At 71.1% G+C, this 24,090-nt stretch carries 27 protein-coding genes and 1 pseudogene; 19 read left to right on the forward strand and 9 right to left on the reverse strand.

Features of this window, described 5'->3' with window-relative positions; genetic code table 11:
• The first annotated feature begins 139 nt into the window (after positions 1-139).
• The 7 genes from DY245_RS43840 (at position 140) to DY245_RS43870 (ending at position 5,431) form a co-directional block, all read left to right on the forward strand.
• Entirely contained in the window at positions 140-1,258 is a 1,119-nt protein-coding gene (locus DY245_RS43840; RefSeq protein ID WP_128512697.1) for a SchA/CurD-like domain-containing protein, read from the forward strand.
• Positions 1,259-1,326: 68 nt separating this feature from the next.
• Positions 1,327-1,761, forward strand: a complete 435-nt coding sequence (locus DY245_RS43845; protein WP_128512698.1) for a cupin domain-containing protein — start codon at positions 1,327-1,329, stop codon at positions 1,759-1,761.
• Positions 1,758-3,026, forward strand: a complete 1,269-nt coding sequence (locus DY245_RS43850; protein WP_128512699.1) for a beta-ketoacyl-[acyl-carrier-protein] synthase family protein — start codon at positions 1,758-1,760, stop codon at positions 3,024-3,026. Before DY245_RS43845 ends, DY245_RS43850 begins: the two co-directional genes overlap by 4 nt.
• On the forward strand, positions 3,023-4,273 hold the full coding sequence (locus DY245_RS43855; RefSeq protein ID WP_128512700.1) for a ketosynthase chain-length factor: 1,251 nt from the start codon (positions 3,023-3,025) through the stop codon (positions 4,271-4,273). The genes DY245_RS43850 and DY245_RS43855 overlap by 4 nt, the downstream gene beginning before the upstream one ends.
• Before the next feature lie 15 nt (positions 4,274-4,288).
• Complete coding sequence (locus DY245_RS43860; protein ID WP_128512701.1) at positions 4,289-4,567, forward strand: acyl carrier protein; 279 nt, start codon at positions 4,289-4,291, stop codon at positions 4,565-4,567.
• A 1-nt stretch (position 4,568) separates the two neighbouring features.
• Complete coding sequence (locus DY245_RS43865; protein ID WP_128512702.1) at positions 4,569-5,042, forward strand: SRPBCC family protein; 474 nt, start codon at positions 4,569-4,571, stop codon at positions 5,040-5,042.
• A 56-nt stretch (positions 5,043-5,098) separates the two neighbouring features.
• Positions 5,099-5,431 (forward strand): TcmI family type II polyketide cyclase, encoded by a 333-nt coding sequence (locus DY245_RS43870; protein ID WP_128512703.1) that lies wholly within the window; start codon positions 5,099-5,101, stop codon positions 5,429-5,431.
• A 113-nt stretch (positions 5,432-5,544) separates the two neighbouring features.
• Here the strand turns inward: DY245_RS43870 and DY245_RS43875 are convergent, their stop codons facing one another.
• The 3 genes from DY245_RS43875 to DY245_RS43885 form a co-directional block, all read right to left on the reverse strand.
• Positions 5,545-6,573, reverse strand: coding sequence for a methyltransferase (locus tag DY245_RS43875; protein ID WP_128512704.1), 1,029 nt, complete (start codon positions 6,571-6,573; stop codon positions 5,545-5,547).
• A gap of 63 nt (positions 6,574-6,636) precedes the next feature.
• Positions 6,637-7,698: a right-handed parallel beta-helix repeat-containing protein gene (locus DY245_RS43880; RefSeq protein ID WP_244943652.1), complete on the reverse strand. Its 1,062-nt coding sequence runs from the start codon at positions 7,696-7,698 to the stop codon at positions 6,637-6,639.
• Positions 7,699-8,155: 457 nt separating this feature from the next.
• On the reverse strand, positions 8,156-8,977 hold the full coding sequence (locus tag DY245_RS43885) for a TetR/AcrR family transcriptional regulator (RefSeq protein WP_128512705.1): 822 nt from the start codon (positions 8,975-8,977) through the stop codon (positions 8,156-8,158).
• 81 nt (positions 8,978-9,058) lie between these two features.
• On the opposite strand from DY245_RS43885, the gene DY245_RS43890 reads away from it, so the two are divergent.
• Together DY245_RS43890 and DY245_RS43895 are read left to right on the forward strand one after the other, a co-directional pair.
• Complete coding sequence (locus DY245_RS43890; protein ID WP_128512706.1) at positions 9,059-11,368, forward strand: ATP-binding cassette domain-containing protein; 2,310 nt, start codon at positions 9,059-9,061, stop codon at positions 11,366-11,368.
• Positions 11,369-11,416: 48 nt separating this feature from the next.
• Positions 11,417-12,295, forward strand: a complete 879-nt coding sequence (locus DY245_RS43895) for a siderophore-interacting protein (protein WP_128512707.1) — start codon at positions 11,417-11,419, stop codon at positions 12,293-12,295.
• Positions 12,296-12,306: 11 nt separating this feature from the next.
• On the opposite strand, the gene DY245_RS43900 is transcribed toward DY245_RS43895, so the two are convergent.
• The gene (locus tag DY245_RS43900) at positions 12,307-12,681 is read right to left on the reverse strand and encodes a VOC family protein (protein WP_128512708.1); all 375 of its coding nucleotides are present in this window, start codon (positions 12,679-12,681) and stop codon (positions 12,307-12,309) included.
• 373 nt (positions 12,682-13,054) lie between these two features.
• Here DY245_RS43900 and DY245_RS43905 point away from each other — a divergent pair, with 373 nt between their 5' ends.
• Positions 13,055-13,444 carry an ArsR/SmtB family transcription factor gene (locus DY245_RS43905; protein ID WP_280525065.1) on the forward strand — a complete coding sequence of 130 codons (390 nt, stop codon included), beginning with the start codon at positions 13,055-13,057 and terminating at the stop codon, positions 13,442-13,444.
• A gap of 273 nt (positions 13,445-13,717) precedes the next feature.
• Positions 13,718-13,846, forward strand: a complete 129-nt coding sequence (locus DY245_RS47760) for a hypothetical protein (protein ID WP_280525066.1) — start codon at positions 13,718-13,720, stop codon at positions 13,844-13,846.
• 40 nt (positions 13,847-13,886) lie between these two features.
• Here the strand turns inward: DY245_RS47760 and DY245_RS43915 are convergent, their stop codons facing one another.
• Entirely contained in the window at positions 13,887-14,615 is a 729-nt protein-coding gene (locus DY245_RS43915; RefSeq protein WP_425329533.1) for a CDP-alcohol phosphatidyltransferase family protein, read from the reverse strand.
• A 108-nt stretch (positions 14,616-14,723) separates the two neighbouring features.
• Between DY245_RS43915 and DY245_RS43920 the strand changes: the two genes are divergently transcribed.
• From DY245_RS43920 to DY245_RS43940, 5 genes are all read left to right on the forward strand, one after another.
• Positions 14,724-15,710: a zinc-dependent alcohol dehydrogenase gene (locus DY245_RS43920; protein WP_128512710.1), complete on the forward strand. Its 987-nt coding sequence runs from the start codon at positions 14,724-14,726 to the stop codon at positions 15,708-15,710.
• A gap of 79 nt (positions 15,711-15,789) precedes the next feature.
• Entirely contained in the window at positions 15,790-16,188 is a 399-nt protein-coding gene (locus DY245_RS43925; protein WP_128512711.1) for a 6-pyruvoyl trahydropterin synthase family protein, read from the forward strand.
• Positions 16,185-17,306 (forward strand): glycosyltransferase family 4 protein, encoded by a 1,122-nt coding sequence (locus tag DY245_RS43930; protein ID WP_128512712.1) that lies wholly within the window; start codon positions 16,185-16,187, stop codon positions 17,304-17,306. Before DY245_RS43925 ends, DY245_RS43930 begins: the two co-directional genes overlap by 4 nt.
• The gene (locus tag DY245_RS43935; RefSeq protein WP_128512713.1) at positions 17,303-18,160 is read left to right on the forward strand and encodes a class I SAM-dependent methyltransferase; all 858 of its coding nucleotides are present in this window, start codon (positions 17,303-17,305) and stop codon (positions 18,158-18,160) included. Before DY245_RS43930 ends, DY245_RS43935 begins: the two co-directional genes overlap by 4 nt.
• The gene (locus DY245_RS43940) at positions 18,160-19,167 is read left to right on the forward strand and encodes a lysylphosphatidylglycerol synthase transmembrane domain-containing protein (RefSeq protein ID WP_181924124.1); all 1,008 of its coding nucleotides are present in this window, start codon (positions 18,160-18,162) and stop codon (positions 19,165-19,167) included. The genes DY245_RS43935 and DY245_RS43940 overlap by 1 nt, the downstream gene beginning before the upstream one ends.
• Positions 19,168-19,269: 102 nt before the next feature.
• Here the strand turns inward: DY245_RS43940 and DY245_RS43945 are convergent.
• Positions 19,270-19,914: pseudogene (locus DY245_RS43945) on the reverse strand (RibD family protein); the annotation flags it as partial.
• The gene (locus DY245_RS43950) at positions 19,907-20,662 is read right to left on the reverse strand and encodes a creatininase family protein (protein ID WP_128512715.1); all 756 of its coding nucleotides are present in this window, start codon (positions 20,660-20,662) and stop codon (positions 19,907-19,909) included. The gene DY245_RS43950 and the pseudogene DY245_RS43945, both read right to left, overlap by 8 nt.
• 196 nt (positions 20,663-20,858) lie before the next feature.
• Here DY245_RS43950 and ribA point away from each other — a divergent pair, with 196 nt between their 5' ends.
• Entirely contained in the window at positions 20,859-21,458 is a 600-nt protein-coding gene (gene ribA, locus DY245_RS43955) for a GTP cyclohydrolase II (protein ID WP_128512730.1), read from the forward strand.
• Between the two features lie 117 nt (positions 21,459-21,575).
• Here ribA and DY245_RS43960 read toward each other — a convergent pair whose 3' ends face one another.
• Both DY245_RS43960 and DY245_RS43965 read right to left on the reverse strand, forming a co-directional pair.
• Entirely contained in the window at positions 21,576-22,328 is a 753-nt protein-coding gene (locus DY245_RS43960; RefSeq protein WP_128512716.1) for a CbtA family protein, read from the reverse strand.
• A 15-nt stretch (positions 22,329-22,343) separates the two neighbouring features.
• The gene (locus tag DY245_RS43965) at positions 22,344-22,562 is read right to left on the reverse strand and encodes a CbtB domain-containing protein (RefSeq protein ID WP_128512717.1); all 219 of its coding nucleotides are present in this window, start codon (positions 22,560-22,562) and stop codon (positions 22,344-22,346) included.
• A gap of 309 nt (positions 22,563-22,871) precedes the next feature.
• On the opposite strand from DY245_RS43965, the gene DY245_RS43970 reads away from it, so the two are divergent.
• Positions 22,872-23,444 carry a histidine phosphatase family protein gene (locus DY245_RS43970; RefSeq protein ID WP_128512718.1) on the forward strand — a complete coding sequence of 191 codons (573 nt, stop codon included), beginning with the start codon at positions 22,872-22,874 and terminating at the stop codon, positions 23,442-23,444.
• A 139-nt stretch (positions 23,445-23,583) separates the two neighbouring features.
• A complete protein-coding gene (locus DY245_RS43975; protein ID WP_128512719.1) occupies positions 23,584-24,024 on the forward strand; it encodes an SPW repeat protein in 441 nt (146 codons plus the stop codon).
• Positions 24,025-24,090: the final 66 nt, after the last annotated feature.

Here is a 24,090-nt window from a genome sequence, read left to right on the forward strand (position 1 = left end):
GGGTGGCGGCCACGATCGAATCCGGGACGCCCCCGGACACCGGGCAGGCCGCCCCCACCATCCGGCTCAGTCACCGGATCGCACCGGAACTGACGACGCACCACAGGGGCCATCGGGCCCCGAAGGAGATGCGTAGACGATGACAACGCTGTCGGAACGAATATCCCAGTCAGCCTTCGACGGCTCCCGGCTCCGGGTCGTGCTGCTTCTGGATCTCCACGACGGAGCCCAGCAGGACTTCCTGGAAGCCTACGAGCACCTGCGCAACCAGGTCGCGTCCGTGCCCGGACACATCACCGACCAGCTGTGCCAGTCCATCGAGAACCCCTCGCAGTGGCTCATCACCAGTGAATGGGAGAGCGCACCGCCCTTCCTGGCCTGGGTCAACAGCGAGGAACACGTCAAGATGGTCCAGCCGCTGCACGGCTGTGTACGCGACACCCGGTCGCTGCGCTTCAGCGTGCTGCGCGAGACCTCGAACGTCGCCGTCCACACCCCCGAGCCCCTCAAGGGGCGGCTGCAGGCCAACCCCCGCGTCGGCGACGGTGTGGTCCGGCACGCGCTGACCTTCACCGTGAAGCCGGGCAGCGAATCGATGGTCGCCGAGATCCTCGCCGGGTACACCTCCCCGGAGGCCCGGGTCGACGACACCACCCGGCTCCGCCGCACCTCCCTGTTCATGCACGGCAACCGCGTCGTGCGGGCGGTCGAGGTACAGGGCGACCTGGTCGCGGCGCTGCGCCACATCTCCCGGCAGCCCGAGGTCCGGGCCGTCGAGGAGGCCATCAACCCGTATCTGGAGCAGGACCGCGACCTCAGCGACCCGAACTCCGCCCGGGTGTTCTTCACCCGCGCCGCACTGCCCGCGGTGCACCACGTCGCGGCGGGCAAACAGCAGCCCGACGGAGTACGGCGGCACGCGCTGACCTACCCCGCCAAGGAGGGGTGCGGCATGGCACTGGCGCAGATGCTGGCGCGCCAGGACGAGCTGGCCGCCGACGACCCGGCGTGCCCCATCGCCGGCAGCACCATCTTCCAGCGCGACGACATCGTCGTCCGGCTCATCGATCTGCGGATCCCCGTCGACAGCGATCCGATGCTGTCGCTCGGTGTGCGCGGTCCCCGCAAGACGGCCGTGCTGCGGCGTCTCCTCGACACCGATGTGGCCGGCGGTCTGTCCAACGACCGCGAGATTGCGCACTTCCTGGAGCGCTCCGACATGGCCCTGATCACCGACCGCCGGGCACCGGGCGCCTGACCGCATCCGGCCGCGGCAGCCATTCACCCCCACTCAACCGCCGGCATCAGCCCCTGGAGGAATCAGCCATGACCACGCACCGCCCACGCATCGTGGACCTCAGTGAGACCCAGCCCAACCGCCGGCGCGGAGGTGATCTGCGCGCCATGCTGACACCCAGTGCGGTGGGCGCCACGAGTGGCTTCATGGGCATGGCACTCGTGCAGCCCGGCGAGCGCATCGGCGAGCACTACCACCCGTACTCCGAGGAGTTCGTGTACGTCGTCCAAGGCGCGCTCGAAGTGGACCTCGACGGGGAACCGCACCCGCTGCGTCCGGATCAGGGGCTGCTGATCCCTCCCTATATGCGGCATCGCTTCCGCAATGTCGGCGACGTCGAGGCCCGCATGGTCTTCCACCTCGGCCCGCTGGCCCCGCGCCCCGAGCTCGGGCATGTCGATACCGAGGGCGCGGAAGCGGGCACTCACGCCGGGCCACCCGAACGCACGGAGCCGGTGTCATGACCCGCCGCGTGGCGGTCACCGGCGTCGGCATCGTCGCCCCGGGCGGCGTGGGTGTGCCCGCCTTCTGGGACCTGCTGTCCGCCGGCCGTACGGCGACCCGTGGCATCACCCTCTTCAACCCGGAGGGTTTCCGCTCACGCATCGCCGCAGAGTGCGACTTCGACCCCGCGGCCCACGGCCTGAGCGAGGAGCAGGTGGCCCGCTCGGACCGGTACATCCAGTTCGCGATGGTCGCCGCGGACGAGGCGCTGCGCGACGCCGGCCTGGACACCGAGGAGGAGAACCCCTGGCGCATCGGGGTGTCCCTGGGCACCGCGGTCGGCGGCACCACGCGCCTGGAGCACGACTATGTCGCCGTCAGCAACCACGGCCTGCGGTGGGATGTCGACCACCGGCCGGCCGGCCGCCACCTGGAGCGGGCGTTCTCGCCCAGTTCGCTGGCCTCCGCCGTGGCGGAGCAGATCGGCGCCCACGGCCCGGTGCAGACCGTCTCGACGGGCTGCACCTCCGGCCTCGACGCCATCGGGTACGCCTTCCACTCGATCGAGGAGGGCCGGGTCGATGTGTGCATCGCCGGCGCGTCGGACTCCCCGATCTCCCCGATCACCGTGGCCTGCTTCGACGCGATCAAGGCGACCTCGGCGAACAACGACGACCCGGCCCACGCCTCCCGGCCGTTCGACGCCCACCGCGACGGATTCGTCATGGGTGAGGGCGGCGCCGTACTCGTCCTGGAGGAGCTGGAACACGCCCGCGCCCGCGGTGCGACCGTCCACTGCGAGATACGCGGCTACGCCACCTTCGGCAACGCGTACCACATGACCGGTCTCACCCAGGAGGGCCTGGAGATGGCCGAGGCGATCAACCGCGCACTCGGCCACGCCAAGCTCGACGCCACCCAGGTCGACTACGTCAACGCGCACGGCTCGGGCACCCAGCAGAACGACCGGCACGAGACGGCCGCGGTCAAACGGTCCCTCGGTGCGCATGCGCACAAGGTGCCGATGAGCTCCATCAAATCCATGGTGGGCCATTCGCTCGGTGCGATCGGCGCGATCGAGATCGTCGCCTGCGTGCTGGCACTGACCCATCAAGTGGTGCCGCCGACGGCCAACTACGAGACTCCGGACCCGGAGTGCGACCTCGACTATGTGCCCAAGACGGCACGGGAGCTGCCGCTGCGTTCGGTGCTCTCGGTCGGCAGCGGCTTCGGAGGATTCCAGTCAGCGGTGGTACTGACCCGACAGGGTGGGAGGGCACGATGAGCTCCCCGAAAGAACGTCGTTCCGTCGTCACGGGCATCGGCGTCATCGCCCCCAACGGGGTGAGCACCGACGCCTTCTGGAAGGCGACCAGGGAAGGCATCAGCGTCCTCGACGTGGTGACCCGCGAAGGGTGCGAGCACCTGCCGCTCAAGGTCGCCGGCGAGGTCCGCGGATTCGACCCGGCGGATCTGATCGAGGAGAGATACCTCGTCCAGACCGACCGGTTCACGCACTTCGCCATGGCGGCGGCCAACCTCGCGCTGGACGACGCCCGCCTCGGCCGTGCCGACTACAACGACTCGCCGTTCGCGGTGGGAGTGGTCACGGCCGCCGGATCGGGCGGTGGTGAGTTCGGCCAGCGGGAGCTGCAACGGCTCTGGGGCCAGGGCTCCCGCCACGTCGGTCCGTACCAGTCGATCGCCTGGTTCTACGCGGCGAGCACCGGACAGATCTCCATCCGCGGCGGGTTCAAGGGGCCGTGCGGAGTGGTGGCCAGTGACGAGGCGGGCGGTCTGGATGCCCTGGCGCATGCCTGCCGCACCATACGGCGCGGCACCGACGCGGTCGTCGTGGGCGCCGCCGAGGCGCCGCTTGCCCCCTACTCGGTCGTCTGCCAGCTCGGCTACGACGATCTGAGCACACTCGACGACCCGGCCCGCGCCTACCGTCCGTTCACCAGCGGTGCGTGTGGATTCGTACCCGCCGAGGGCGGAGCGATGCTGGTGGTCGAGGAGGAGGCGGCGGCCCGGAGCCGCGGCGCCACCGTCCGGGCCGTGTTGTCCGGGCATGCCGCGACCTTCACCGGAGCCTCCCTGTGGGAGGAGTCCAGGGACGGGCTCGCCCACGCGATCCGCGGTGCACTGGAGGACGCGCGGTGCGCCCCGGAGGAGATCGACGTGGTGTTCGCCGATGCGCTCGGTGTCCCCGCGGCCGACCGGGCCGAGGCCCTGGCCATCGCGGACACCCTGGGGCGGCACGCCCCGCAGGTCCCGGTGACCGCACCCAAGACCGGCACCGGCCGGGCGTACTGCGGTGCCCCCGTTCTGGACATCGCGGCCGCGGTGCTCGCCATGGAGGACGGCGTCGTGCCGCCCACCCCCAACGTCGTCGACGTCTGCCACGACCTTGACGTGGTGACGGGCCGGGCCCGCCCCGGCGAGTTGCGGACGGCGTTGGTGCTGAGCCGGGGACTGATGGGTTCGAACGCGGCGATGGTGCTGCGGAAGGGTCCCAAGTCCCCCTCGTGAGAAGGAGAAACCCAGATGACTGCTCAACTGACTCTCGACGAGCTGGCAGCGCTGATGAAGTCGGCCGCCGGCCTCACCGTCGACCCCAAGGAACTGGCGAACCGGTCCGAATCGACCTTCGCCGAGTTCGGCCTCGACTCGCTCGGCCTGCTCGGCATCGTGGGCGAGCTGGAGAACCGGCACGGCCGGCCGATGCCGACCGACGCGGAGCGCTGCAAGACGCCGCGCGACTTCCTCGACCTCGTCAACACCAGCCAGAAGCACACCGACACCGTGCCTACGACAGGAGCCTGACATGCCCGGCCACACCGAGAACGACATCACCATCGCGGCGCCCCTCGACCTCGTCTGGGACATCACCAACGACATTGAGAAGTGGCCCCAGCTGTTCAGCGAGTACGCCTCGGTCGAGGTGATCTCCCGGGAGGGCGACAAGACCACCTTCCGGCTGACGATGCACCCGGACGACAACGGCACCGTCTGGAGCTGGGTCTCCGAGCGGGTCATCGACCGCCAGGGCCGCACCGTCCGCGCCCGCCGCGTCGAGACCGGTCCCTTCGAGCACATGGACATCCACTGGAAGTACGCCGAGATCCCCGGTGGCACCTCGATGCACTGGACCCAGGACTTCGCGATGAAGCCCCAGGCCCCGGTCGACGACAAGGGCATGACCGAGCTCATCAACCGCAACTCCCGGATCCAGATGGAGCTCATCCGGGACAAGATCGAACAGCGGGACCGCGAACTCCGGTCCGCCACCGTCAGCTGACGGCCCGCCAGGCCGTGTCCGGACCGCCACCCGGCGGCAACGAAGGGACCTCCCTGATGCACCACGCTCTGATCGTCGCTCGTATGGCACCCGGTTCGGCTCCGGACATCGCCGAGGTCTTCAAGGCCTCCGACCGTACGGAACTGCCCCACCTGGTCGGCGTCTCGCGGCGGACCCTCTTCCAGTTCGGTGAGGTGTATCTGCACCTCATCGAATCCGACCGGCCGCCCGGCCCGGAGATCGCCAAGGTCACGGAACACCCCGAGTTCCGCGCCATCAGCGACAAACTGTCCGCCTTCGTCAGCGCGTACGACCCGCAGACCTGGCGAAGCCCCAAGGACGCGATGGCCCAGCAGTTCTACACCTGGGAGCGCGACGGCAGCGGCTGACGTGCACGCGGAGCCGAGGCGACCCCCCGGCTCCCGCGTCCATCCGTGAACGGGCAAGGTCGCCCGGCGAGGAGGCTCCTCCTCACCGGGCGACCTGCTGTTCACGCACGAGCTCATGCCGGGATGCTGCACTCGAAGGCGTGCAGATACGGGTTGACGACCAGGATGTCGCGGACCTCCAGCCCGGCATCCGCCATGCGGCTGACGAGGCTCGCCTTGGAGTGCTTCGCGCCGCCGACGTTCAGGAGCAGCAGCAGATCCATGGCGGTGGTGAACTTCATCGAGGGGCTGTCGTCGATGAGATTCTCGATGATCACGACGCGGGCGCCGGGACGGGCGGCCGCCACGACATTGCGCAGCGTCCTGCGGGTGCTCTCGTCGTCCCACTCCAGAATGTTCTTGATGATGTAGACATCGGCCTGGACCGGGATGTCGTCGCGGCAGTCGCCGGGCACGATGCGCACCCGGGAGGCGAGCGGGCCGCCCTTCCGCAGCCGGGGGTCCGGGTTCGCCACGACCGTGGGCAGATCGAGCAGCGTGCCCGTGAGCGCGGGGTGCTTCTCCAGCAGGCTCGCCAGGACGTGCCCCTGGCCGCCACCGATGTCCGCCACCGACGACGCCCCGGTCAGATCGAGAAGCTCGGCGATGTCCTGCGCCGACTGCTTGCTGGACGTGGTCATCGCCCGGTCGAAGACCTGGGCGGAATCCCGTGCGTCCTCGTGCAGATAGTCGAAGAAGCCCTTGCCGTACAGATCGTCGAAGACGCTGCGGCCGGAGCGCACCGCGTCATCGAGCCGCGGCCAGGCCTCCCAGGTCCACGGCTCCGTGCACCACAGGGAGATATAGCGCAGGCTGTTGGGGGTGTCCTCCCGCAGCAGCCGGGACATGTCGGTGTGGACGTACTTCCCGTCGTCGGTCTCCGCGAAGATCCCGTAGCAGGACAGGGCGCGCAGCAGCCGTTCGAGCGGCCGCGGCTCGGTCTTCACCGCGGCGGCCAGCTCCTTTGCGGTGGCGGGCCGGTCGTCGAGCGCATCGGCGACGCCGAGCCGTGCCGCGGCCCGTACGGCCGCCGCGCATGCGGCGCCGAAGACAAGCTCCCGCAGCCGCATGGCCGGCTGGGGGGTGGGACTTACGGTGGTCATTCCGCCTCTATTCTCCCGTTGAGGTGAGCGCACCGGGTGCACGTGGTGCACCCGGTGCGACCGTCAGCACAGACCGGCCGGCCTTGAGGTCCGGCACTCATTGCGGATGAATCGGTTTCGCTTGCCCTTGGGGTCCCCGTTGATCAGGTCCGCCGGCTTGTTGTGCAGCACGATGTTGTGGCTGATGACATTGCGCTCGTTGAGCGCGTTCACAAAGCTGTGGAAGAGGACGATGCCGCCCGAGAGGGGGGACTTGCCGTGGTTGTCCAGGACGAGGTTGTGCCGCACCTGCGCCTTCTCGGCGCCGGTGAGGACGATGCCGGAGCCCTGGATGAAGGGCAGGCGGCTGTTGCCGGGACAGTGCTTGTTGTTCTTGGTGATGCGGTTGTTCCGCACCGTCAGTTCGCCTGCCCGGGGGCGTGATTCGTCGCCGACGACGAACACTCCGCCGCAGTTCCGGGTGATGGTGTTGTAGGCGACCGTCAGGTTCCTGGCCCGTCGGACCGTGATGCCGAGCCGGTTCCGCGCCAGGTAGTTCTCGCTGATCGAAGCGCCGCGGCTGTCGATCGCCCCGCCCTCCTCCTTGACGGTGTTCGCGAGGAAGATGCCGGCGTCGCCGTTGTCGACGGCGAAGTTGTCGCGGATCACTGCGCGGGTGGACTTCTCCTGCGCGATGCCCCACACACCGTTCTTGCGCACGGTCACGCCGTGCACGGACAGCCGGTCGGTGCCGGAGGCCCAGATGCCGCTCTTCTTGAAGCCCGCGACGGTCAGCGAGCGGATGTGGACGTCGCGGAGCGGGTGGCCGGCCGTGCCGATGACACAGATGCCGTTGCCGCCCTGCCCGCACGCGTTCTCGGCCCGCTTACCGGGCGGTCGGATCACTGTCTTCTTGCCGGACCCGACGAGCCGCAGCCGCGACTTGTGGATCAGTACGCTCTCCCGGTAGATGCCGGGGCGGATGACGACGGTGTCGCCCGGCCGTGCCCGGTCCACCGCGTGCTGGATCGATTCTCCGGGGTGGACGACGTGCCGTCCCGAGGCGTCGCACGGCATGGTCGCGCCCAGCCCGCTGACCATCGCCGCTACCACGCAGCCCATGTATTTCATCTGTCGTAGCGCCATGAGGCGAAGCTATGGGCGATCACCACCGCTCGCCACACGTGGTGACCCGATGACGACGGTGGGTGCAGCGGCCAGCTTTCGACACGCCGTCAGTTCCCCTGCCCGGCCATCCAGCGGGCCATCCATCAGGGCCGGTCAGCGGGCGTCTCCGGGCGCTCGTCGACGTCGCCGGCACCGCCGGCGCACGGCGGACAATCGGCCGGGCCGGAATCACCTGACCGGGTATCGGACGGGGTGTCGGACCGGGCATCGGATCGGTTGTCCGACGGGGCGTCAGCCGACCCGTCCGGCCACACCTCGGTCAGGAAAGCCGCGAGGCTGGTCGGCAGGAACCACGGTCGGAAGCGGAAAACGGTCACGGATGCCCAACGCGCCGGACCCGGCCGACGACACCCGTCCAGGGCCGACGCGCCCACTTCATCACCCCAACGGCCGCGGGGGGCGCGGCAGCTGCCGGTCAGTCCGCCTTGTGGATCGCCGCCTCGATCCCGTCCAGGATGACGCCGAGCCCGACCTCGAAGGTCTTTCGCGCCTCGCGTTCCAGATACGGCACCGACGCGTCCGTCTCCGGCGCGGACTCGTCCGTCTCCGGTGCGGCGCCCTCGGTCTCCAGCCGGACCAGCAGCGGGAAGCGCTCCGCGAAGTCGGGGACCACCTCGTCCAGCATGGCGGAACGGGCCTGCCACCACTCCTCGTCGGACACCCCCGTCGAGGCCGCGGCCTGCCGCGCTTCGGCGACGGTCTGCGCGGACCCGCGGACGAAGTGGACCAGTACCCCGACGACCCGCCGCAGCACCGCGGAGCTCAGCTCCGTGGCGTACAGCAGACGCAGCAGTGTCTCCAGGCCGCGGTATTCGTGGGGGCCGAGCACCGGCCGGGCCTGGGAGACCTGGAGCACCCAGGGATGGCGCAGGTAGAACTCCCAGGTGTCCTCGGCCCAGGACGTCAGCGCGGTTCGCCAGCCCGGTGTCAGGTCGTAGTCGGTGGGCAGCTCGGCCAGCACCTGGTCGTACATCAGATCCACCAGCTCGCTCTTGCCGGGGACGTAGGTGTAGAGCGCCATCGCGGTACGCCCCAGGCGCTCGCCGACCGCGCGCATGGACAGCGCAGCCATGCCGTCGGCGTCGGCGACCGCGATCCCGGCTTCGATGATCGCCTCGGCGCTCAGCGCCGGTTTGGGCCCCGGCCACCGTCTCGTACGTGTCCCGGTGGGGCCCTCGGCGCGCCACAACAGCGACATCGAACGGCGGGCGTCGCCCTGCCCGGCGAATACGACCACTTGCGACTCCTTACGGCATAAAGTAACGTCACCGGCTGAACTCTTTACGGCGTAAAGATATCAGGAGGGGTGGCAGCCGACATGGGGGCCGAGCGAACCGGCGAGCAGCCGGACAACGGGAAGACATCCGCCGCGGACAGTCACGACATGATCGAGGTCCGCGGCGCCAGGGAGAACAACCTCGCCGATATCTCGCTCGACATCCCCAAGCGCCGCCTCACGGTGTTCACCGGAGTCTCCGGCTCGGGGAAGTCCTCCCTGGTCTTCGGCACCATCGCGGCCGAATCACAGCGACTGATCAATGAGACGTATACGGCCTTCGTGCAGTCCTTCATGCCGAGCCGCGGCCGCCCCGATGTCGACGCACTGCGCAATCTGAGCGCCGCGATCGTCGTCGACCAGGAGAGAATGGGCGCCAACTCCCGCTCCACGGTCGGCACCGCGACCGACGCCCACACCATGCTGCGGATCATCTTCAGCCGCCTCGGCACCCCGCACGCCGGCACCTCCACGGCCTTCAGCTTCAACAGCGCCGAGGGCATGTGCCAGACATGCGAGGGGCTCGGCCGGGTCTCCACGATCGATACCGGCGCGCTGGTGGACACCGAACTCTCGCTCAACGAGGGCGCGATCACCGTGCCCGGCTTCACGGTCGGCTCGTGGTACTGGCAGACCCTCGCCCTCTCCGGACTCTTCGACCCCGAGGTGAAGCTGAAGGACTACACCCCTGCCCAGTGGGACGATTTCCTGCACAAACCCGCCACCAAAATCACGGTGGGCACCTCCCGTATCACCTACGAGGGCCTGCTGGTGAAGGTGCAGCGGATCCATCTCGCCAAGGACCGCGCCTCCATGCAGCCGCATATCCGCGCCTTTGTCGACCGGGCGGTGACCTTCACCGACTGCGGTGCCTGCGGCGGCGCCCGCCTCAACCCCGCCGCGCTCGGCTCCCGTATCGCCGGCCGCAATATCGCCGAATGCTCGGCGATGCAGATCACCGATCTCGTCCGCTTTATCCGGGCCATCGACGACCCGTCGGTGGCCCCGCTGACCGGCACCCTCCGCCACACCCTCGACTCGCTCGTCGAGATCGGCCTGGGCTATCTGAGCCTGGACCGGGAATCCGCCACGCTGTCCGGCGGCGAGGCCCAGCGGGTGAAGATGGTCCGCCACCTCGGCTCCAGCCTGAGCGATGTCACCTACGTCTTCGACGAGCCGACCGTCGGACTGCACCCGCACGACATCCAGCGGATGAACGACCTGCTGCGGCGGCTGCGCGACAAGGGCAACACGGTCCTGGTCGTCGAGCACAAACCCGAGACCATCGCGATGGCCGACCATGTCGTCGACCTCGGCCCGGGAGCCGGATCGGCCGGCGGACGGCTCTGCTTCACCGGCGATGTCGCCGGGCTCCGCGCCTCCGGCACCCTGACCGGGCGCCATCTCGACCACCGCGCCCGGCTGCGCGAGACCGTCCGGCGGGCCCGTGGACAGCTCCCGATACGGGGCGCGGACCTGCACAACCTCAAGGACGTCAGCGTCGACCTCCCACTCGGTGTGCTCACCGTCGTCACCGGCGTCGCCGGGTCGGGCAAAAGCTCCCTGATCCATGGTTTCCTGCCGCGGCGGGACGGCGTGATCGTCGCCGACCAGTCCCCGATCCGCGGCTCCCGGCGCTCCAACCCGGCCACCTACACCGGGCTGCTCGGCCCGATCCGTACCGCCTTCGCCAAGGCCAACGGCGTCAAGGCCGCCCTCTTCAGCGCCAACTCCGAAGGCGCCTGCCCCACCTGCAAGGGCATCGGCCTGGTCTACACCGACCTCGCGATGATGGCGGGCGTGGCCTCGGTCTGTGAGGAGTGCGAGGGCAAGCGGTACACGCCCAAGGTGCTCACGTACACGCTGCGCGGCAAGAACATCAGCGAGGTGCTCGCCATGTCGGTGGCCGAGGCCCGGGAGTTCTTCCCCACCGGGCAGGCCCGCGCCCTCCTCGACCGCCTCGCCGAGGTGGGCCTGGGCTACCTCGGCCTGGGGCAGCCGCTCACCACCCTCTCCGGCGGCGAACGACAGCGGCTCAAACTCGCCATCCACATGGCGGAGCGGGGCGCCGTCCACGTCCTCGACGAGCCGACCACCGGACTGCATCTCGCCGATGTCGACCAGCTCCTGGGCCTGCTGGACGGCCTGGTCGACGACGGCAACACCGTCATCGTCATCGAACACCACCAGGCCGTGATGGCCCACGCCGACTGGATCGTCGACCTCGGTCCCGGCGCCGGCCAGGACGGCGGCCGGGTGGTGTTCACCGGCACCCCCGCCGATCTCGTCGCCACCGGCGACTCGCTGACGGCCCGCCATCTGCGGACCTACCTCGGGATGCGCACCGCGTAAGCCCCACCCCACCCCTGCTTCCCGCTACTTCCCTTCAAGGAGGATCCGATGACGGACGTGCCCGTCGCGCTCATCCAGGTCACCGACGTCCGGCGGCTGACCCCGCACATGGTCCGTATCACCTTCGCCGGGGACGGTCTCGACGACTTCCCCACCTGGCCCGACCAGCAGCTCAAACTGTGCTTCCCCCGACCGGGCCAGACCGCGCCCCGGCTGCCCGGCCAGGGCGCGGACGGCGATGTGATGCGCTGGTACCAGGCGTTCCTCGCCATCCCCGAGGACGAACGGCCCTGGATGCGCAGCTATACGGTGCGTTCCTACGACCCCGTCGGGCACCGGATCAGCATCGACTTCGTGCTGCACGGCACGACCGCGGCGACGGCCGGCCCGGCGACCCGATGGGCGGCCTCCGCCGCCGTGGGAGACACCCTCGCCCGGTACGGCCCGGCGGCGATGTACGCCCGGCCGCTGCCGCTCGACTCCGCCGACTGGCTGCTGCTGGCCGGCGACGAGACGGCACTGCCGGCCATCGGCACCCTCGTCGAAGCGCTGCCGCCCGGTGCCCGCGCCCTGGCCTGCATCGAGGTGGCCGACGCGGCCGAGGAGCAGCAGCTCGTGAGCCCGGCGGACCTCACCGTGCGGTGGGTGCACCGGGACGGCCCCCGGGCCGGGCACGGCGACGCCCTGCCGGCGGCCGTACGCGCACTGACCTTCCCGCCCGGTTCGGGCTTCGCCTGGCTGGCCGGCGAGGCGGGCGCGGTGCGTGCGCTACGGCGTCATCTGGTCCAGGAGCGCGGTTTCGACAAGCGGCAGATCGACTTCAGCGGATACTGGCGGCGCACGCTCACCCAGGACGACGCCCCGACCGAGGAGGACCTCGCCGAGGCACAGGAGCGCATCGAGGCCGCCCGGTCCCCGCAGGGCTGAGGCCGCCGGGTTCAGCCGGCCCGCTCCGCCGCGCTGCGCTCCACACAGAACTCGTTGCCCTCGATATCGGCCAGCGTCGCCCACCCCGTCCCGTCGGGCCGCCGATGGTCGGCCACCAAGGTCGCACCGAGCGCCAGCAGCCGCGCCACCTCCTCGTCCCGGCTGCGGTCCTGCGGCTGCAGATCCAGATGCACCCGGTTCTTCACGGTCTTGGCGTCGGGCACCGCGATGAACAGCAGCGCGCCGCCGGCGGCCGTGACCGTGGCCTCCGGATCGCCCGGCAGGTCGTCGTCGGCCAGTGATCCGTCCAGTACCTGCGCCCACCAGCCGGCCAGGCGAAAGGCGTCGGCGCAGTCGATCGTCACATGACGTACGAGTGAAGTCATGCGCGCCACTATGAGGGGGGCGGGTGGGGCTGTCCACCGGGTTGCCCACCAGGTTGTCCGGTCGCCGACGGGGCGAAGCGGGCTGCCGCAACGGCGGTGCGAAGGCGCTGCGTTCGGGTGCCCGCCGCGGTGCGCCGTCTCGCCGGGCCCGGCCTCAGGACGCCGTGGCCGGGGCGGGGCCGGTTTGTCCGCCACGCCCATTCAAGTCGCCCGCCCCCGTCGTCTACAGTTGCAGAATTCCGCAATTCAACAGATGACGCGACGGCCGTTCGGCCTGAACGCGGAGGACATGCGTGGGCGGTTTCGCCGAATCGGTACGGGAACGGGTGCGCGCGGCACGGGCCGCGGACGGGCCCGAGAGCGGGGCGCGGACGTGAACGGCGCCTGGGTTCCGCTGTATCAGGCCAAGGCCGATTTCTTCCGGATGCTGGGCCATCCGGTCCGTATCCGGGTGCTGGAGCTTCTCCAGGACGGGCCGATGCCGGTACACGGTCTGCTCTCCGCCCTGGAGGTGGAGCCGTCCGCGCTCTCCCAGCAGCTGGCGGTGCTCCGCCGCTCGGGCATCGTGACGGCCACCCGCAGTGGCTCCACCGTCGTCTATGCGCTGGCCGGCGGCGATGTCGCCGAGCTGCTGCGCGCCGCCCGACGGGTCCTCACCGATGTGCTCACCGGGCAGCATGCGCTCCTCACCGAGCTGCGGCAGGCCGAGGCCGGCGCGGTGCCGGCCGGCGGTGGCGTGCCGTTGACCACCGGGACCGGGTGATCGCTGATGGCCGGCGCATCGAGGCGTAAGGGGCCGCCGCCATGGCGCGCGGTTCGCTCACGCACCTGCATACCCAAGCCCTCCGGACCGGGCACCGCATGGCCCTGCCGGGGGCGCCCCCAGGGGCGAGGACCGATCCGTACGGCCCGTGGGCACGGCCGTACCTGTCCGGAGCTCGCCGCCCGCCACCGCACCTCACCACGCTGCGGCGTCCGACGGGCCCGTACGACCGCGGTCCGTCCAGGGACGCAACTGGCAAGGCTGTCCGGCACGGTGCTGCTCACCCACCGGGCTCCCCGGCCCAGCCCGTGGCGGCGGGTGTTCCTCCACATCGTCGTCACGAACCTGCTGCTGGTCTTCCTGGCGCTGGTCATCTACCTGGGCCGGCACGCGGGGACATGACGGAGCCGACGGGGGAGCGCGACGGGCCGACGCGGCGGTCTCATGCCGTCGCCACCCGCTCCCTGACCCGCCACAGCCATGCGATATCCCGCCCGAACGACCACACCAGCAACGCCAGCGCCACCGCTACCAGGGCGGCCGCCGACGCCCGCGGCACGATCCCGGCACCGGCCACGACCAGCACGATCCCCTGCAGCGCCGCCACCGTCTTGCGGGCCATGCTGTGCGGCAGGGCACCGCGCAGCCACGGCAGTGCCCAGGACGCCGCGACGAACGCGTACCGCATCAGACCGATGCTCAGCACCCAGGCGCCCAGCGGCATCGCGACATACACACAGAGCACCAGGATGAGAAAGGCGTCCACCTCCATGTCGAAGCGCGCCCCCAGGGGCGTCGCCGTTCCGGTGCGCCGGGCCACCTGCCCGTCGACGGCGTCCAGGATCAGCGCCACGGTGGCCAGCGCGATCAGCGCCGCGACCGGCGCCTGCCGGTCGAAGGAGTCCGCGACCAGCGCCGTCACCCCGCCGACGAGCGTCGCCCGGGCCAGTGTGACGCGGTTGGCCGGCCCGAACGAACCGCTCCACGACCGGCGCAGCGCGAAGGTGAGCACGGCCCAGGTGACCACGGCGAACGCGGAACCCGTGAGCCAGCCCGCGGTTCCCAGACCGACCACCCGGCACAGCACTTCGAGCACCAGCAGTTGTACGCCCATGCCCGCCGTGGTGTCCGGCGCGAACGGTCTTATGTCATAGCGCTCTTGTACAGCCACCGGACCTCCCGGACTTGTGGCGGAGTCGATGGGCGCCGCGTATGGTGACGGCGTCCTCATGATCCCCAGCATCAACGAACCCTCGCCGTAGCGTCCAGGAGGATCCCGATGCCGCGCGTCGCTTGTGCCTTTTGGCTAAGCGCTCCAGGTCAGGGCGAGATCCGGGCGGAGCCGTTGGCGAGCCCCGGCGCCGACGAGGTCCTGGTGCGCACGGTCTGCTCCGCGGTGAGCCGCGGAACCGAGACCCTGGTCTTCCGCGGCGGGGTGCCCGAGAGCCAGCACACCGCGATGCGGGCGCCGTTCCAGGAAGGCGACTTCCCCGCGCCGGTCAAGTACGGCTACCTCAATGTCGGCGTCGTCGAGGAGGGGCCGCCCGCACTGCGCGGCCGTACGGTCTTCTGCCTCTATCCGCACCAGACGCACTACGTCGTTCCGGCCGGCGCCGTCACCCCGGTACCGGACTCCGTGCCCGCCGCCCGTGCCGTGCTGGCGGGCACGGTGGAGACCGCGGTGAACGCCCTGTGGGACGCCGCGCCGCTGGTCGGCGACCGGATCGCGGTGGTCGGCGCGGGCATGGTCGGCTGCAGCGTCGCCGCGATCCTCGCCCGCTACCCGGCCGTCCGGGTGCAGCTGGTCGACGCCGACCCCGCGCGCGCCGGGACCGCCCGGGCGCTCGGCGTCGACTTCGCGCTGCCGGAGAACGCGCTGGGCGACTGCGACCTCGTGGTGCACGCCAGCGCCACCGAGGACGGACTGGCGCGCTCGCTCGAACTGCTCGCCCCGGAAGGCACCGTCATCGAGCTGAGCTGGTACGGCGACCGACGGGTCAGCCTGCCGCTGGGGGAGGCCTTCCACTCCCGCCGGCTGGTCGTCCGCAGCAGCCAGGTGGGCGCCGTCTCCCCGGCCCGGCGGGCCCGCCGTACCTACGCCGACCGGCTCGCGCTCGCCCTCGAACTGCTCGCCGACCCCGCCTTCGACGCGCTGATCACCGGCGAATCAGCCTTCGAGGACCTGCCGCAGGTACTGCCCCGGCTCGCCTCCGGCGACCTCCCGGCACTGTGCCACCGCATCCGGTACGCACCCGTGGGCCGGTAGCGGTTCCCCCGGGCGGGCCCCGATCCCGCCCCTCCCACGACACCACCACTGAGACCGACATCACACCGGAGGAACGCCCGTGTTCAGCATCACCGTCCGCGATCACCTCATGGTGGCGCACAGCTTCCGCGGCGCCGTTTTCGGACCCGCGCAGCGGCTGCACGGCGCCACCTTCATCGTGGACGCCACCTTCCGCCGCGCCGAGCTCGACGCCGACAACATCGTCGTCGACATCGGTCTGGCCACACAGGAACTCGGCGGTGTGGTCGGCGAACTGAACTACCGCAACCTCGACGACGAGCCCGCCTTCGCCGGCATCAACACCTCGACGGAGGCCCTGGCCAAGGTCATTGCCGACCGCCTCGCCGACCGCATCCACGCCGGCAACCTGGGGGAGGGCGCCCGCGAACTGACCGGGATATCGGTCACCCTCCATGAATCGCATATCGCCTGGGCGACGTACGAGCGCGCTCTGTGACCCCGGCCGGCGCCACCGCGGCGGCGGAGCGCGTGGTGCACTTCGTGCTGCCCGGTGACGTCGACGATCCGACGGCGCCCAGCGGCGGCAACACCTACGACCGGCGGGTGTGCCGCGATCTGCCGGCGGCGGGGTGGCGGGTGCACCCGTACGCGGTGCCCGGGAGCTGGCCCCGGCCGGACCCCGCCGCCCGCACCCGGCTGGCGCGGCGTCTGGCGGAACTGCCGGACGGCGCCGTCGTCCTCCTGGACGGCCTGGTCGCCTGCGGCGTCCCCGAGGTCCTGGCCCCCGAGGCGGAACGGCTGCGGCTCGCCGTGCTGGTGCACCTTCCGCTGGCCGACGAGACCGGGCTGGACCCCGGCCCGGCGGCGGAGCTGGACGCCCGTGAACGCCGCACACTGCACGCCGTACGGGCCGTGGTGGCCACCAGCGAGTGGGCTGCCCGACGGCTCGTCACGCACCACGATCTGGCGCCCGCGCGCGTCCATGTCGCCAGGCCGGGCGCCGACCCCGCTCCGCTCGCGCCAGGTACCGACGGCGCCACCGCGCTGCTGTGCGTCGCCGCCCTCACCCCGCGCAAGGGACAGCACCGTCTGATCGATGCCCTGGCGACCGTCACCGATCTGCCCTGGAACTGCACCTTCGTCGGCGGGCCCGGCCGCGACCCCGGCTACGCCGCCCAACTGAAGCGCCGCATCGCGCAGTCCGGCCTCGGCGACCGGATCGGCTTCGCCGGGCCACAAGCGGGCGCGGAGCTCGACGCACACTATGCCGCCGCCGACCTGTTGGCGCTCACCTCGTACGCCGAGACGTACGGCATGGTCGTCACCGAGGCGCTGGCGCGCGGGATTCCGGTGCTGGCGACGGCGGTGGACGGGGTACCGGAAGCCGTCGGGCGGGCCCCCGACGGCAGCCTGCCCGGCCTCCTCGTACCGTCCGGGCCTCCGGCGGCGCTCGCCGACGCCCTGCGTGGCTGGCTCGCGGATCCGCAGCTGCGCGACCGGTTGAAGAATGCGGCGCGCGGGCGGCGTGCCATGCTGGAGGGGTGGGAGATGACGTCGCACAGTCTGGCCGGAGCGCTGGAACGGCTTCGGCACGAGCCCGGGAGCGCGCGATGACCGCGCCCGCCGGACCCCGATTCGCCCCGCGCTGGCTGGAGTTGCGCGAGCGCGCCGATGCCGCGGCCCGCGCACCGGAGCTGCTGCGTCCGCTGCGTACCTGGCTGTCCCACCGGGCGGGCTCCCCGGGCGGCCTGGTGATCCGCGATCTGGGCTGTGGCATCGGCTCGATGGGGCGCTGGCTGGCCGTCCGGCTGCCCGGCCCGCAGCACTGGATCCTCCATGACCACGACCCTGAGCTGCTCGCCCATGCCGGCGAGCGGATGCCCGTAACGGCCGCCGACGGCACGCCCGTTACCGCCCTGACCGAACGTGGCGACCTGGCCGCCCTCACCGCCGCGGACCTCGCCGGCACGTCGTTGGTCACCGCGTCCGCGCTGCTCGATCTGCTCACCCTCGACGAGGTGGAGGCGCTCGCCGAGGCCTGTACGGGCGCGGGGTGCCCGGCGCTGCTGGCCCTCTCCGTGGCCGGGCGCGTCGAGTTGACCCCGGCCGAGCCGCTCGACGCCGAGTTCGCCGCCGCCTTCAACGACCATCAGCGCCGCACGGACCGGGGCCGCAGCCTGCTCGGCCCGGACGCGGTCGGGGCGGCCGTCGCCGCGTTCGAGCGGCGCGGTTGGACGGTCCTGGTGCAGTCCAGCCCATGGCGGCTCGGCTGCGCCGAGTCCGCGCTGATCGACGAATGGCTGCGCGGCTGGGTCGGTGCCGCGCACGCCCAACGCCCGGAGCTGGCGCCCGAGGCCGTCGCGTATCTGCGCCGGCGGCTGGAGGAGTGCGCGGCGGGGGAGCTGGGCGTCGCGGTGCACCACACCGATCTGCTGGCGCTGCCCCGGCCGCCGTCCGGGAGTAAGTGATGAACCGGTCCGGCTGGGCGGCCTGGCTCAAAATGCTCACGGGGCTGGGGATCCTTGTGGTGCTGGTGTGGCATCTGGGATCCGACGCCTTCCTCAACGGCCTGCGCCGGATCGACGCCGCCACGCTGCTCGCCGCCCTCGGTATCGGCCTGCTGACCACGGTGTGCAGCGCCTGGCGCTGGTGCCTGGTGGCCCGCGGCCTGGGCCTGCGGCTGTCGCTGCGCCGGGCCGTCGCGGACTACTACCGGGCCCTGTTCCTGAACGCCGCGCTGCCCGGCGGGGTATGGGGAGATGTCCACCGCGCCATAGGGCACGGCCGCAGCGCCGGCGACCTGGGCCGCGGGGTGCGCGCGGTGGTCCTGGAACGCACCGCCGGCCAGCTCGCCCTGTTCGTCGTCGGGGCGGCGGTGCTGCTCGCCCGCCCGTCCCCGGTGCTGGCGCCGGTCACCCGCTTCCTCACCTCGCCCGGCGTCGCACTGCCCGCCGCCGTGGTGGGCGTGCTGGTGATCGCGACCGCCTGCCGGCTGCGCCGCCGCCGGGGCGCCTCGCGGGGCGAACGCGCCCTGCGCACCGTACTCTCCGAAGCCCGCCAGGGCCTGCTCGCCCGCGGCGTCTGGCCCGGTGTCGCGCTCTCGTCGGTGGCGGTCCTTGCGGGCTACCTCGCGATGTTCGTGCTGGCCGCCCGTGTCGCGGGCGTCACCGCACCGACGGCCGAGCTGGTGCCGCTGGTCGTCCTGGCGCTGCTCGCGATGGCGCTGCCGCTGAACGTCGGCGGCTGGGGCCCACGGGAAGGCGTCGCCGCCTGGGCCTTCGGCGCCGCCGGCCTAGGAGCGGCGCAGGGCCTCACCACCGCCGTGATCTACGGCGTGCTCGCCTTCGCCGCAAGCCTCCCCGGCGCCGCGGTGCTGCTCGCCCGCTGGGTCCCCGGACTGCGTACCGAGCGACCGCAGTTCGAGCTCGAAGAGCGTGTCCTCGCCGAGCAGGGCGCGCCGCAGCGGCGGACGTAGCGCCTCACGCATCACCGGCGTACCGGGAAACCGCAGGCCGGGGACGCCGTCGCCGAGCAGGACCGGTGCGACGGTGAGATACAGCCGGTGCAGCGCCCGCTCCTGCAAGAAGCGCGACACGGTGACCCCACCCCCCTCGATCAGCACCCGGCGAAGGCCGCGCCGCGCCAGCGCCGCCAGCAGACGCCCCGGCGCGAACGCGGCCGCATCCGGCAGCGCGAGGATGTCGACCCCGGCGCCCGCAACGTCCCGCACTGCGCCGGCATCCGGCCCCACCACCCACAGCGTCGGCGCGGCGCCATCGGTGAACACCCCGCTGTGCCGCGGCACCCGGCCCCGCGGATCGAGCACCACCCGCACCGGGTTGTCCCCGGCACAGGCGCGTACGGTCAGCCGCGGATCGTCCGCCACGGCCGTGCCCGCCCCGACGACCACCGCGTCGGCCAGCGCGCGCAGCCGGTGCAGATGGCAGCGGTCGGCCGCACCGGTGACATAGTCGGCGTCGCCGGTGCGGGTCGCGATGAAGCCGTCCAGGCTCTGCCCGAGCTGCCCGAACGCGATCCGCGGACCGGCCAGGCACAGCGGCAGATAGCGCTCCGCGAGCCATCCGGCCTCGGGCGAGGCGGGCCCTGCCCACCGCAGCCCGCCGTCCCCGTCCGCCACCAGTCCGGCGGCTAGTGCCTGGTCCGTCGTACGGATCCGCCGCAGCCGCTCCCAGGCCGCCGCCGCGTCCAGCGCCTCAGCCATCGGCTGCCGCCCGCGCGCCGAACAGCGCGGCGTATTCGCCGAACGCCTCGACCAGTCCGGCCAGCAATTCCCGGCCCTTCCGGGCGGATGCGAGCGACGGGCACCCGATGACCCCGGATTCGGTATAGGCCGACATTCCGAGCGTCAGCAGATGCTTCCGGTCATCGGCGACGCAATCCGCCGATTCATAGCCGTCCTTGACCAATTCGGGATGGGCGTGGAGCAGAATGGACGTCTCGACCTCTCCCGCATGCATATCGCGATGTCCGGGCGTGCGCACCCCGGCCCGGGTGCGGGCCGCGTCCCAGTCGGCCGATCCGGGGAACAGTGCCATCCGCACGCCGCTCCCTGCGGATTCCTGAACCACATTGCGCAGTACGTAATTTCCGCCGTGCCCGTTGACCAGAATCAGGGTGTCGATGCCGGACCGGCGGAGCGAATCGGCGATGTCCGTGACCACCGCATGCAGGGTCCGCGCCGAAATGCTCACGGTCCCCGGCCAGGCCGCGTGCTCCTGTGAACAGGACACCGTCAGCGGCGGTAGCAGCACCACGGGATGGACGGCGGCCAGCTCCTTTGCGAGGGTGCAGGCGATGACCGTGTCGGTGGTCAACGGCAGGAAGGGGCCGTGCTGTTCGAAGCTGCCGATGGGCAGCAGGGCCATCGCCGGCCGGCGTGCCCGTATGTCCTCGGTGGTGTCCGCCGGCAACAGGCCGGGGGCCGAAGCCGGTTGTCCCGAAGCGGTCATGGTGTGCCGCGGCCTTTCGTCGCCAACTCGCCGAGCCCTGTTCGTCGCAGCATACTTGTTGTCTTCTGAGCGAGCGCTGCCGCTGGTTTCCCCACACGGGTACCATCGCGCCATGACGGACCCCGACGATGATGCCGGCCCCGGCCCCGATGTCGCATTCGACGCTGCCATTCGTGAAAAACCTTTGGTGGCACGCATGGTGGAGACCCGGCTGCCCACCGTCCATGGTGAATTCCTTGCCGTCGGCTATCTCGACCGGCGGAGCGGGATCGAGCACGTGGCACTGGTCCATGGCGATGTCGTGGACGAGTCGGTGCTGACCCGGGTGCATTCGGAATGCCTGACCGGTGATGCCTTTGCGTCCACGCACTGCGAATGCGGTGACCAATTGTCCGCGGCGCTGCGCGCGATCGTGGCGGCCGGGCGCGGCATTCTTGTCTATCTTCAGGGCCACGAGGGCCGGGGCATAGGGCTGTTGGCCAAGCTCCGGGCGATGAAGTTGCAGGAGGGCGGGCTGGACACGGTCGAGGCGAACATCGCGTTGGGGCTGCCCGTCGATGCCCGTGAATACGGCGAAGCGGCGGAGATTCTGCAGGATCTCGGCGTCCGTTCCGTGCGGCTGCTGTCGAACAATCCGCGTAAGCGCGAGGCGCTGCTGCGGCACGGCGTCGCCGTCGCCGAACAGGTCCCGCTGCTGATGCCGCCCGGGGTGGAGAACATCCGCTATCTGCGCGCCAAACGGGAGCGCCTGGACCACGATCTGCCCCATCTGGACGGCATCCCCGGTCTGTCCTGACCCGTCCTGACCCCAGCGGCGGCACGCCATGAAAGCCACGAGAGAGGGCCCGCGACTCCTGGTCGCGGGCCCTTCTCGGTGCTTCCCTTGGCTTCCCTTCCGGCAACGGGCGCCGGATCAGGAGGTGACGGGTGCCGCCGTTGCCGCGGTGGCCTGCCGCGCCGGGACGACGCGCTCCGCGAGATGGCCGAAGACCAGCCCGAAGGTGGTCCACAGCACCAGTTGGATGGCGATCGTCGACAGCCGGAACTGCCACAACAGCGTGCCGGAGAAGCCTGCCGGCACGTTGTCGAAGCCCGGCAGGAACGCGTAGGCGATGCCGATGGCGACCACGAAGGCGGCGCCGGCCGCCACCGTCGCGTTCCAGTTGCCCAGCTTCGGAGCCAGCCGCCGGCCGAGGATCGTGGCGGCGACGGCCAGCAGGATGCCGAGCAGCATCATCAGGAAGAACAGGGCGGTGCGTTTGCCGATCGTGTCGGGGTCACCGACCGCGGGCGGGTTGGCGGGGTACTTCAGGAACGGTACGAGGTAGACGACCACCAGCGCCGCGCCGGAGAGCAGCGCGGCCGTGGTGCGGGCACCGAACCGGCCGATCCGCCCCAGTGCGAAGCAGAAGACGAGAGCGGCGATACCGCCCAGCGCCACGCCGTAGACCAGTACGCCGGTGGCCAGCCCGGCCGTGGACTGCACGCCCCGGCTGACCACCTCCATCTCATGTCCGTGTTCGTGGCTGTGTGCTTCCTCGAACGCGATGGCGGCGTCCACCCTCGGTTCGCCCAGCAGATAGGCGATGAAGAGGGCGAGGACACCGGCGGTCAGGCCTGCGAGCATCCCGCGCACCAGAAGGGTTCTGACGGTGACGGAGTTCATGGATGCGGCTTCCGATCAGTGGCAGGGGAAGCCGAGGAGGTGGCGCCCGTCGTGGACCCACTCGTGCACGTCGGTACCGGAGAGCAGCGAGGTGGCGCCCTGCTCGGCGCCGACGAAGTAGAGCAGAACCAGCATCAGGACGCCGACGAACAGCGCCCACGGGGCAATCGCCTTGAGGGGGAGCGGGGCCGGAGCGACGGCGCCGGCGGCCGGCGGTGCGATGGTCTGTGCCATGGCAGAACCTCCTGTTAGGGGAACTCGCGTCCCTAGTTGATGGAGTGCGTTGTGACATGCCGGGTCTGGCTCGCCCGGTTCCGGCCCTGCTGGGCTGGTAAAAACCGGACATACAGTGGCGCGACCGCGCCGGGATCCCACCGGCTTCCGTCATGTCATCGTCAATATCATCGGGAAGGTACCGCGATCCGGCCACCGGGCCAAGGTCTTACGGGGGGCGGAGAGGCGCAGGACAGGGCGCACCGGCCGGACAACTTGCTTGTACGGGTGGCCTGTTGTCGGCGTTGGTGACGAACGAGAGAAGAGGGCATGACAACCCGGGTGATGTTGGTCTCACCGGCCGCCGGCGACGCACAGCGTGAGGTGCGCTTCGACGACGACGGCCCGCTGAACGAGGCCGGGGTGCGGCGCGCCCGCGCGGCGGCCGGGGCGCTGCCCACCGCCGACCGGGTCTTCACCTCGCCCTCCCTCCGGTGCCGGCGCACCGCCGAGGAACTGGGGCTGTCGGCCCGGTCCGCGCCGGAGCTGGCGGGTTGTGCGATGGGCGCCTGGCGCGGCCGGACACTGGCCGAGGTCGCCGACACCGAGCCGCTAGGGGTGTCCGCCTGGCTCTCGGACCCGGACTTCGCCGCGCACGGCGGGGAGTCGCTGCGGCAGCTCTGCGACCGGATCGCGGACTGGCTGACCCGGATGTCCCTGGACGCGGGCCGGGTGGTGGCCGTCGTCGAACCGGACGTCGTACGGGCCGCGGCGGTGTGTGCGCTCAGGGTCCCCGCGGACGCGTTCTGGCGGCTGGATGTGCCGCCGCTGACCGTGACCGAGCTGAGCGGCCGGGGCGGGCGCTGGAATCTGGGGCTGGGGCGGGCGCTGGGTCACGGCTGAGGGCGGGGCGGCGGCGGAAAAACGTCACAATTCACCAGCTCCGTCATCTACACATAAAGGCGACATAAGCGCAGAATAAAGATGCGCGGCCCGATGCCACGCGAAACGGCCAGGCTTGCGGACGAAGGAGGCGAGTCGCATGGCCGACGTCTCACACCACAGGGGAGATCTCGCAGGTCACCCCGACGCCACTGAGATGCAAGCCCGATACGAGCGGGTGCTCGGCGGGCGTGACGTCGTACTCGTCGACGGGCCAGTGTTCCTGGTCGGCCTGTACTGCGCCGCTTCCCCGTGGATCGTCCACTTCGCGGCCTCGCAGCCCGCGCTCGTGGTGCACAACTTCATTCTCGGTGCCGCGATCGCTCTGCTGGCGATCGGATTCACCGTGGCGCCTGAGCGGATGTACGGCCTGAGCGGCGCGATGTGCGCGATCGGCGTGTGGATGATCATCTCGCCCTGGATCGTCGGCAGCAGCCCGGACGCCGGCGTCATCTGGAACAACGTCGTCATCGGTGCCCTGACGTTCCTGCTGGGCGCCATGTGTGTCGCTGTGGCATCGAAGAGCCGCCGCGTCACGTGAGGCGCGCTCCCTACGGGGGCGTGTGACGAGCCGCCGACCCGCCCGCCCTCTTTGGGCAGGCGGGTC

It is taken from the genome of Streptomyces inhibens (genome assembly GCF_003389455.1).
Lineage (GTDB): Bacteria > Actinomycetota > Actinomycetes > Streptomycetales > Streptomycetaceae > Streptomyces > Streptomyces inhibens.

Bases quoted from the DNA above. Each gene is read 5' to 3' on its own strand.
- DY245_RS43840 (WP_128512697.1), top strand. From the start codon at position 140: ATGACAACGCTGTCGGAACGAATATCCCAGTCAGCCTTCGACGGCTCC.
- DY245_RS43845 (WP_128512698.1), top strand. From the start codon at position 1,327: ATGACCACGCACCGCCCACGCATCGTGGACCTCAGTGAGACCCAGCCC.
- DY245_RS43850 (WP_128512699.1), top strand. From the start codon at position 1,758: ATGACCCGCCGCGTGGCGGTCACCGGCGTCGGCATCGTCGCCCCGGGC.
- DY245_RS43855 (WP_128512700.1), top strand. From the start codon at position 3,023: ATGAGCTCCCCGAAAGAACGTCGTTCCGTCGTCACGGGCATCGGCGTC.
- DY245_RS43860 (WP_128512701.1), top strand. From the start codon at position 4,289: ATGACTGCTCAACTGACTCTCGACGAGCTGGCAGCGCTGATGAAGTCG.
- DY245_RS43865 (WP_128512702.1), top strand. From the start codon at position 4,569: ATGCCCGGCCACACCGAGAACGACATCACCATCGCGGCGCCCCTCGAC.
- DY245_RS43870 (WP_128512703.1), top strand. From the start codon at position 5,099: ATGCACCACGCTCTGATCGTCGCTCGTATGGCACCCGGTTCGGCTCCG.
- DY245_RS43875 (WP_128512704.1), bottom strand. From the start codon at position 6,573: ATGACCACCGTAAGTCCCACCCCCCAGCCGGCCATGCGGCTGCGGGAG.
- DY245_RS43880 (WP_244943652.1), bottom strand. From the start codon at position 7,698: ATGGCGCTACGACAGATGAAATACATGGGCTGCGTGGTAGCGGCGATG.
- DY245_RS43890 (WP_128512706.1), top strand. From the start codon at position 9,059: ATGGGGGCCGAGCGAACCGGCGAGCAGCCGGACAACGGGAAGACATCC.
- DY245_RS43895 (WP_128512707.1), top strand. From the start codon at position 11,417: ATGACGGACGTGCCCGTCGCGCTCATCCAGGTCACCGACGTCCGGCGG.
- DY245_RS43900 (WP_128512708.1), bottom strand. From the start codon at position 12,681: ATGACTTCACTCGTACGTCATGTGACGATCGACTGCGCCGACGCCTTT.
- DY245_RS43920 (WP_128512710.1), top strand. From the start codon at position 14,724: ATGCCGCGCGTCGCTTGTGCCTTTTGGCTAAGCGCTCCAGGTCAGGGC.
- DY245_RS43935 (WP_128512713.1), top strand. From the start codon at position 17,303: ATGACCGCGCCCGCCGGACCCCGATTCGCCCCGCGCTGGCTGGAGTTG.
- DY245_RS43940 (WP_181924124.1), top strand. From the start codon at position 18,160: ATGAACCGGTCCGGCTGGGCGGCCTGGCTCAAAATGCTCACGGGGCTG.
- DY245_RS43950 (WP_128512715.1), bottom strand. From the start codon at position 20,662: ATGACCGCTTCGGGACAACCGGCTTCGGCCCCCGGCCTGTTGCCGGCG.
- ribA (WP_128512730.1), top strand. From the start codon at position 20,859: ATGGTGGAGACCCGGCTGCCCACCGTCCATGGTGAATTCCTTGCCGTC.
- DY245_RS43960 (WP_128512716.1), bottom strand. From the start codon at position 22,328: ATGAACTCCGTCACCGTCAGAACCCTTCTGGTGCGCGGGATGCTCGCA.
- DY245_RS43965 (WP_128512717.1), bottom strand. From the start codon at position 22,562: ATGGCACAGACCATCGCACCGCCGGCCGCCGGCGCCGTCGCTCCGGCC.
- DY245_RS43970 (WP_128512718.1), top strand. From the start codon at position 22,872: ATGACAACCCGGGTGATGTTGGTCTCACCGGCCGCCGGCGACGCACAG.
- DY245_RS43975 (WP_128512719.1), top strand. From the start codon at position 23,584: ATGGCCGACGTCTCACACCACAGGGGAGATCTCGCAGGTCACCCCGAC.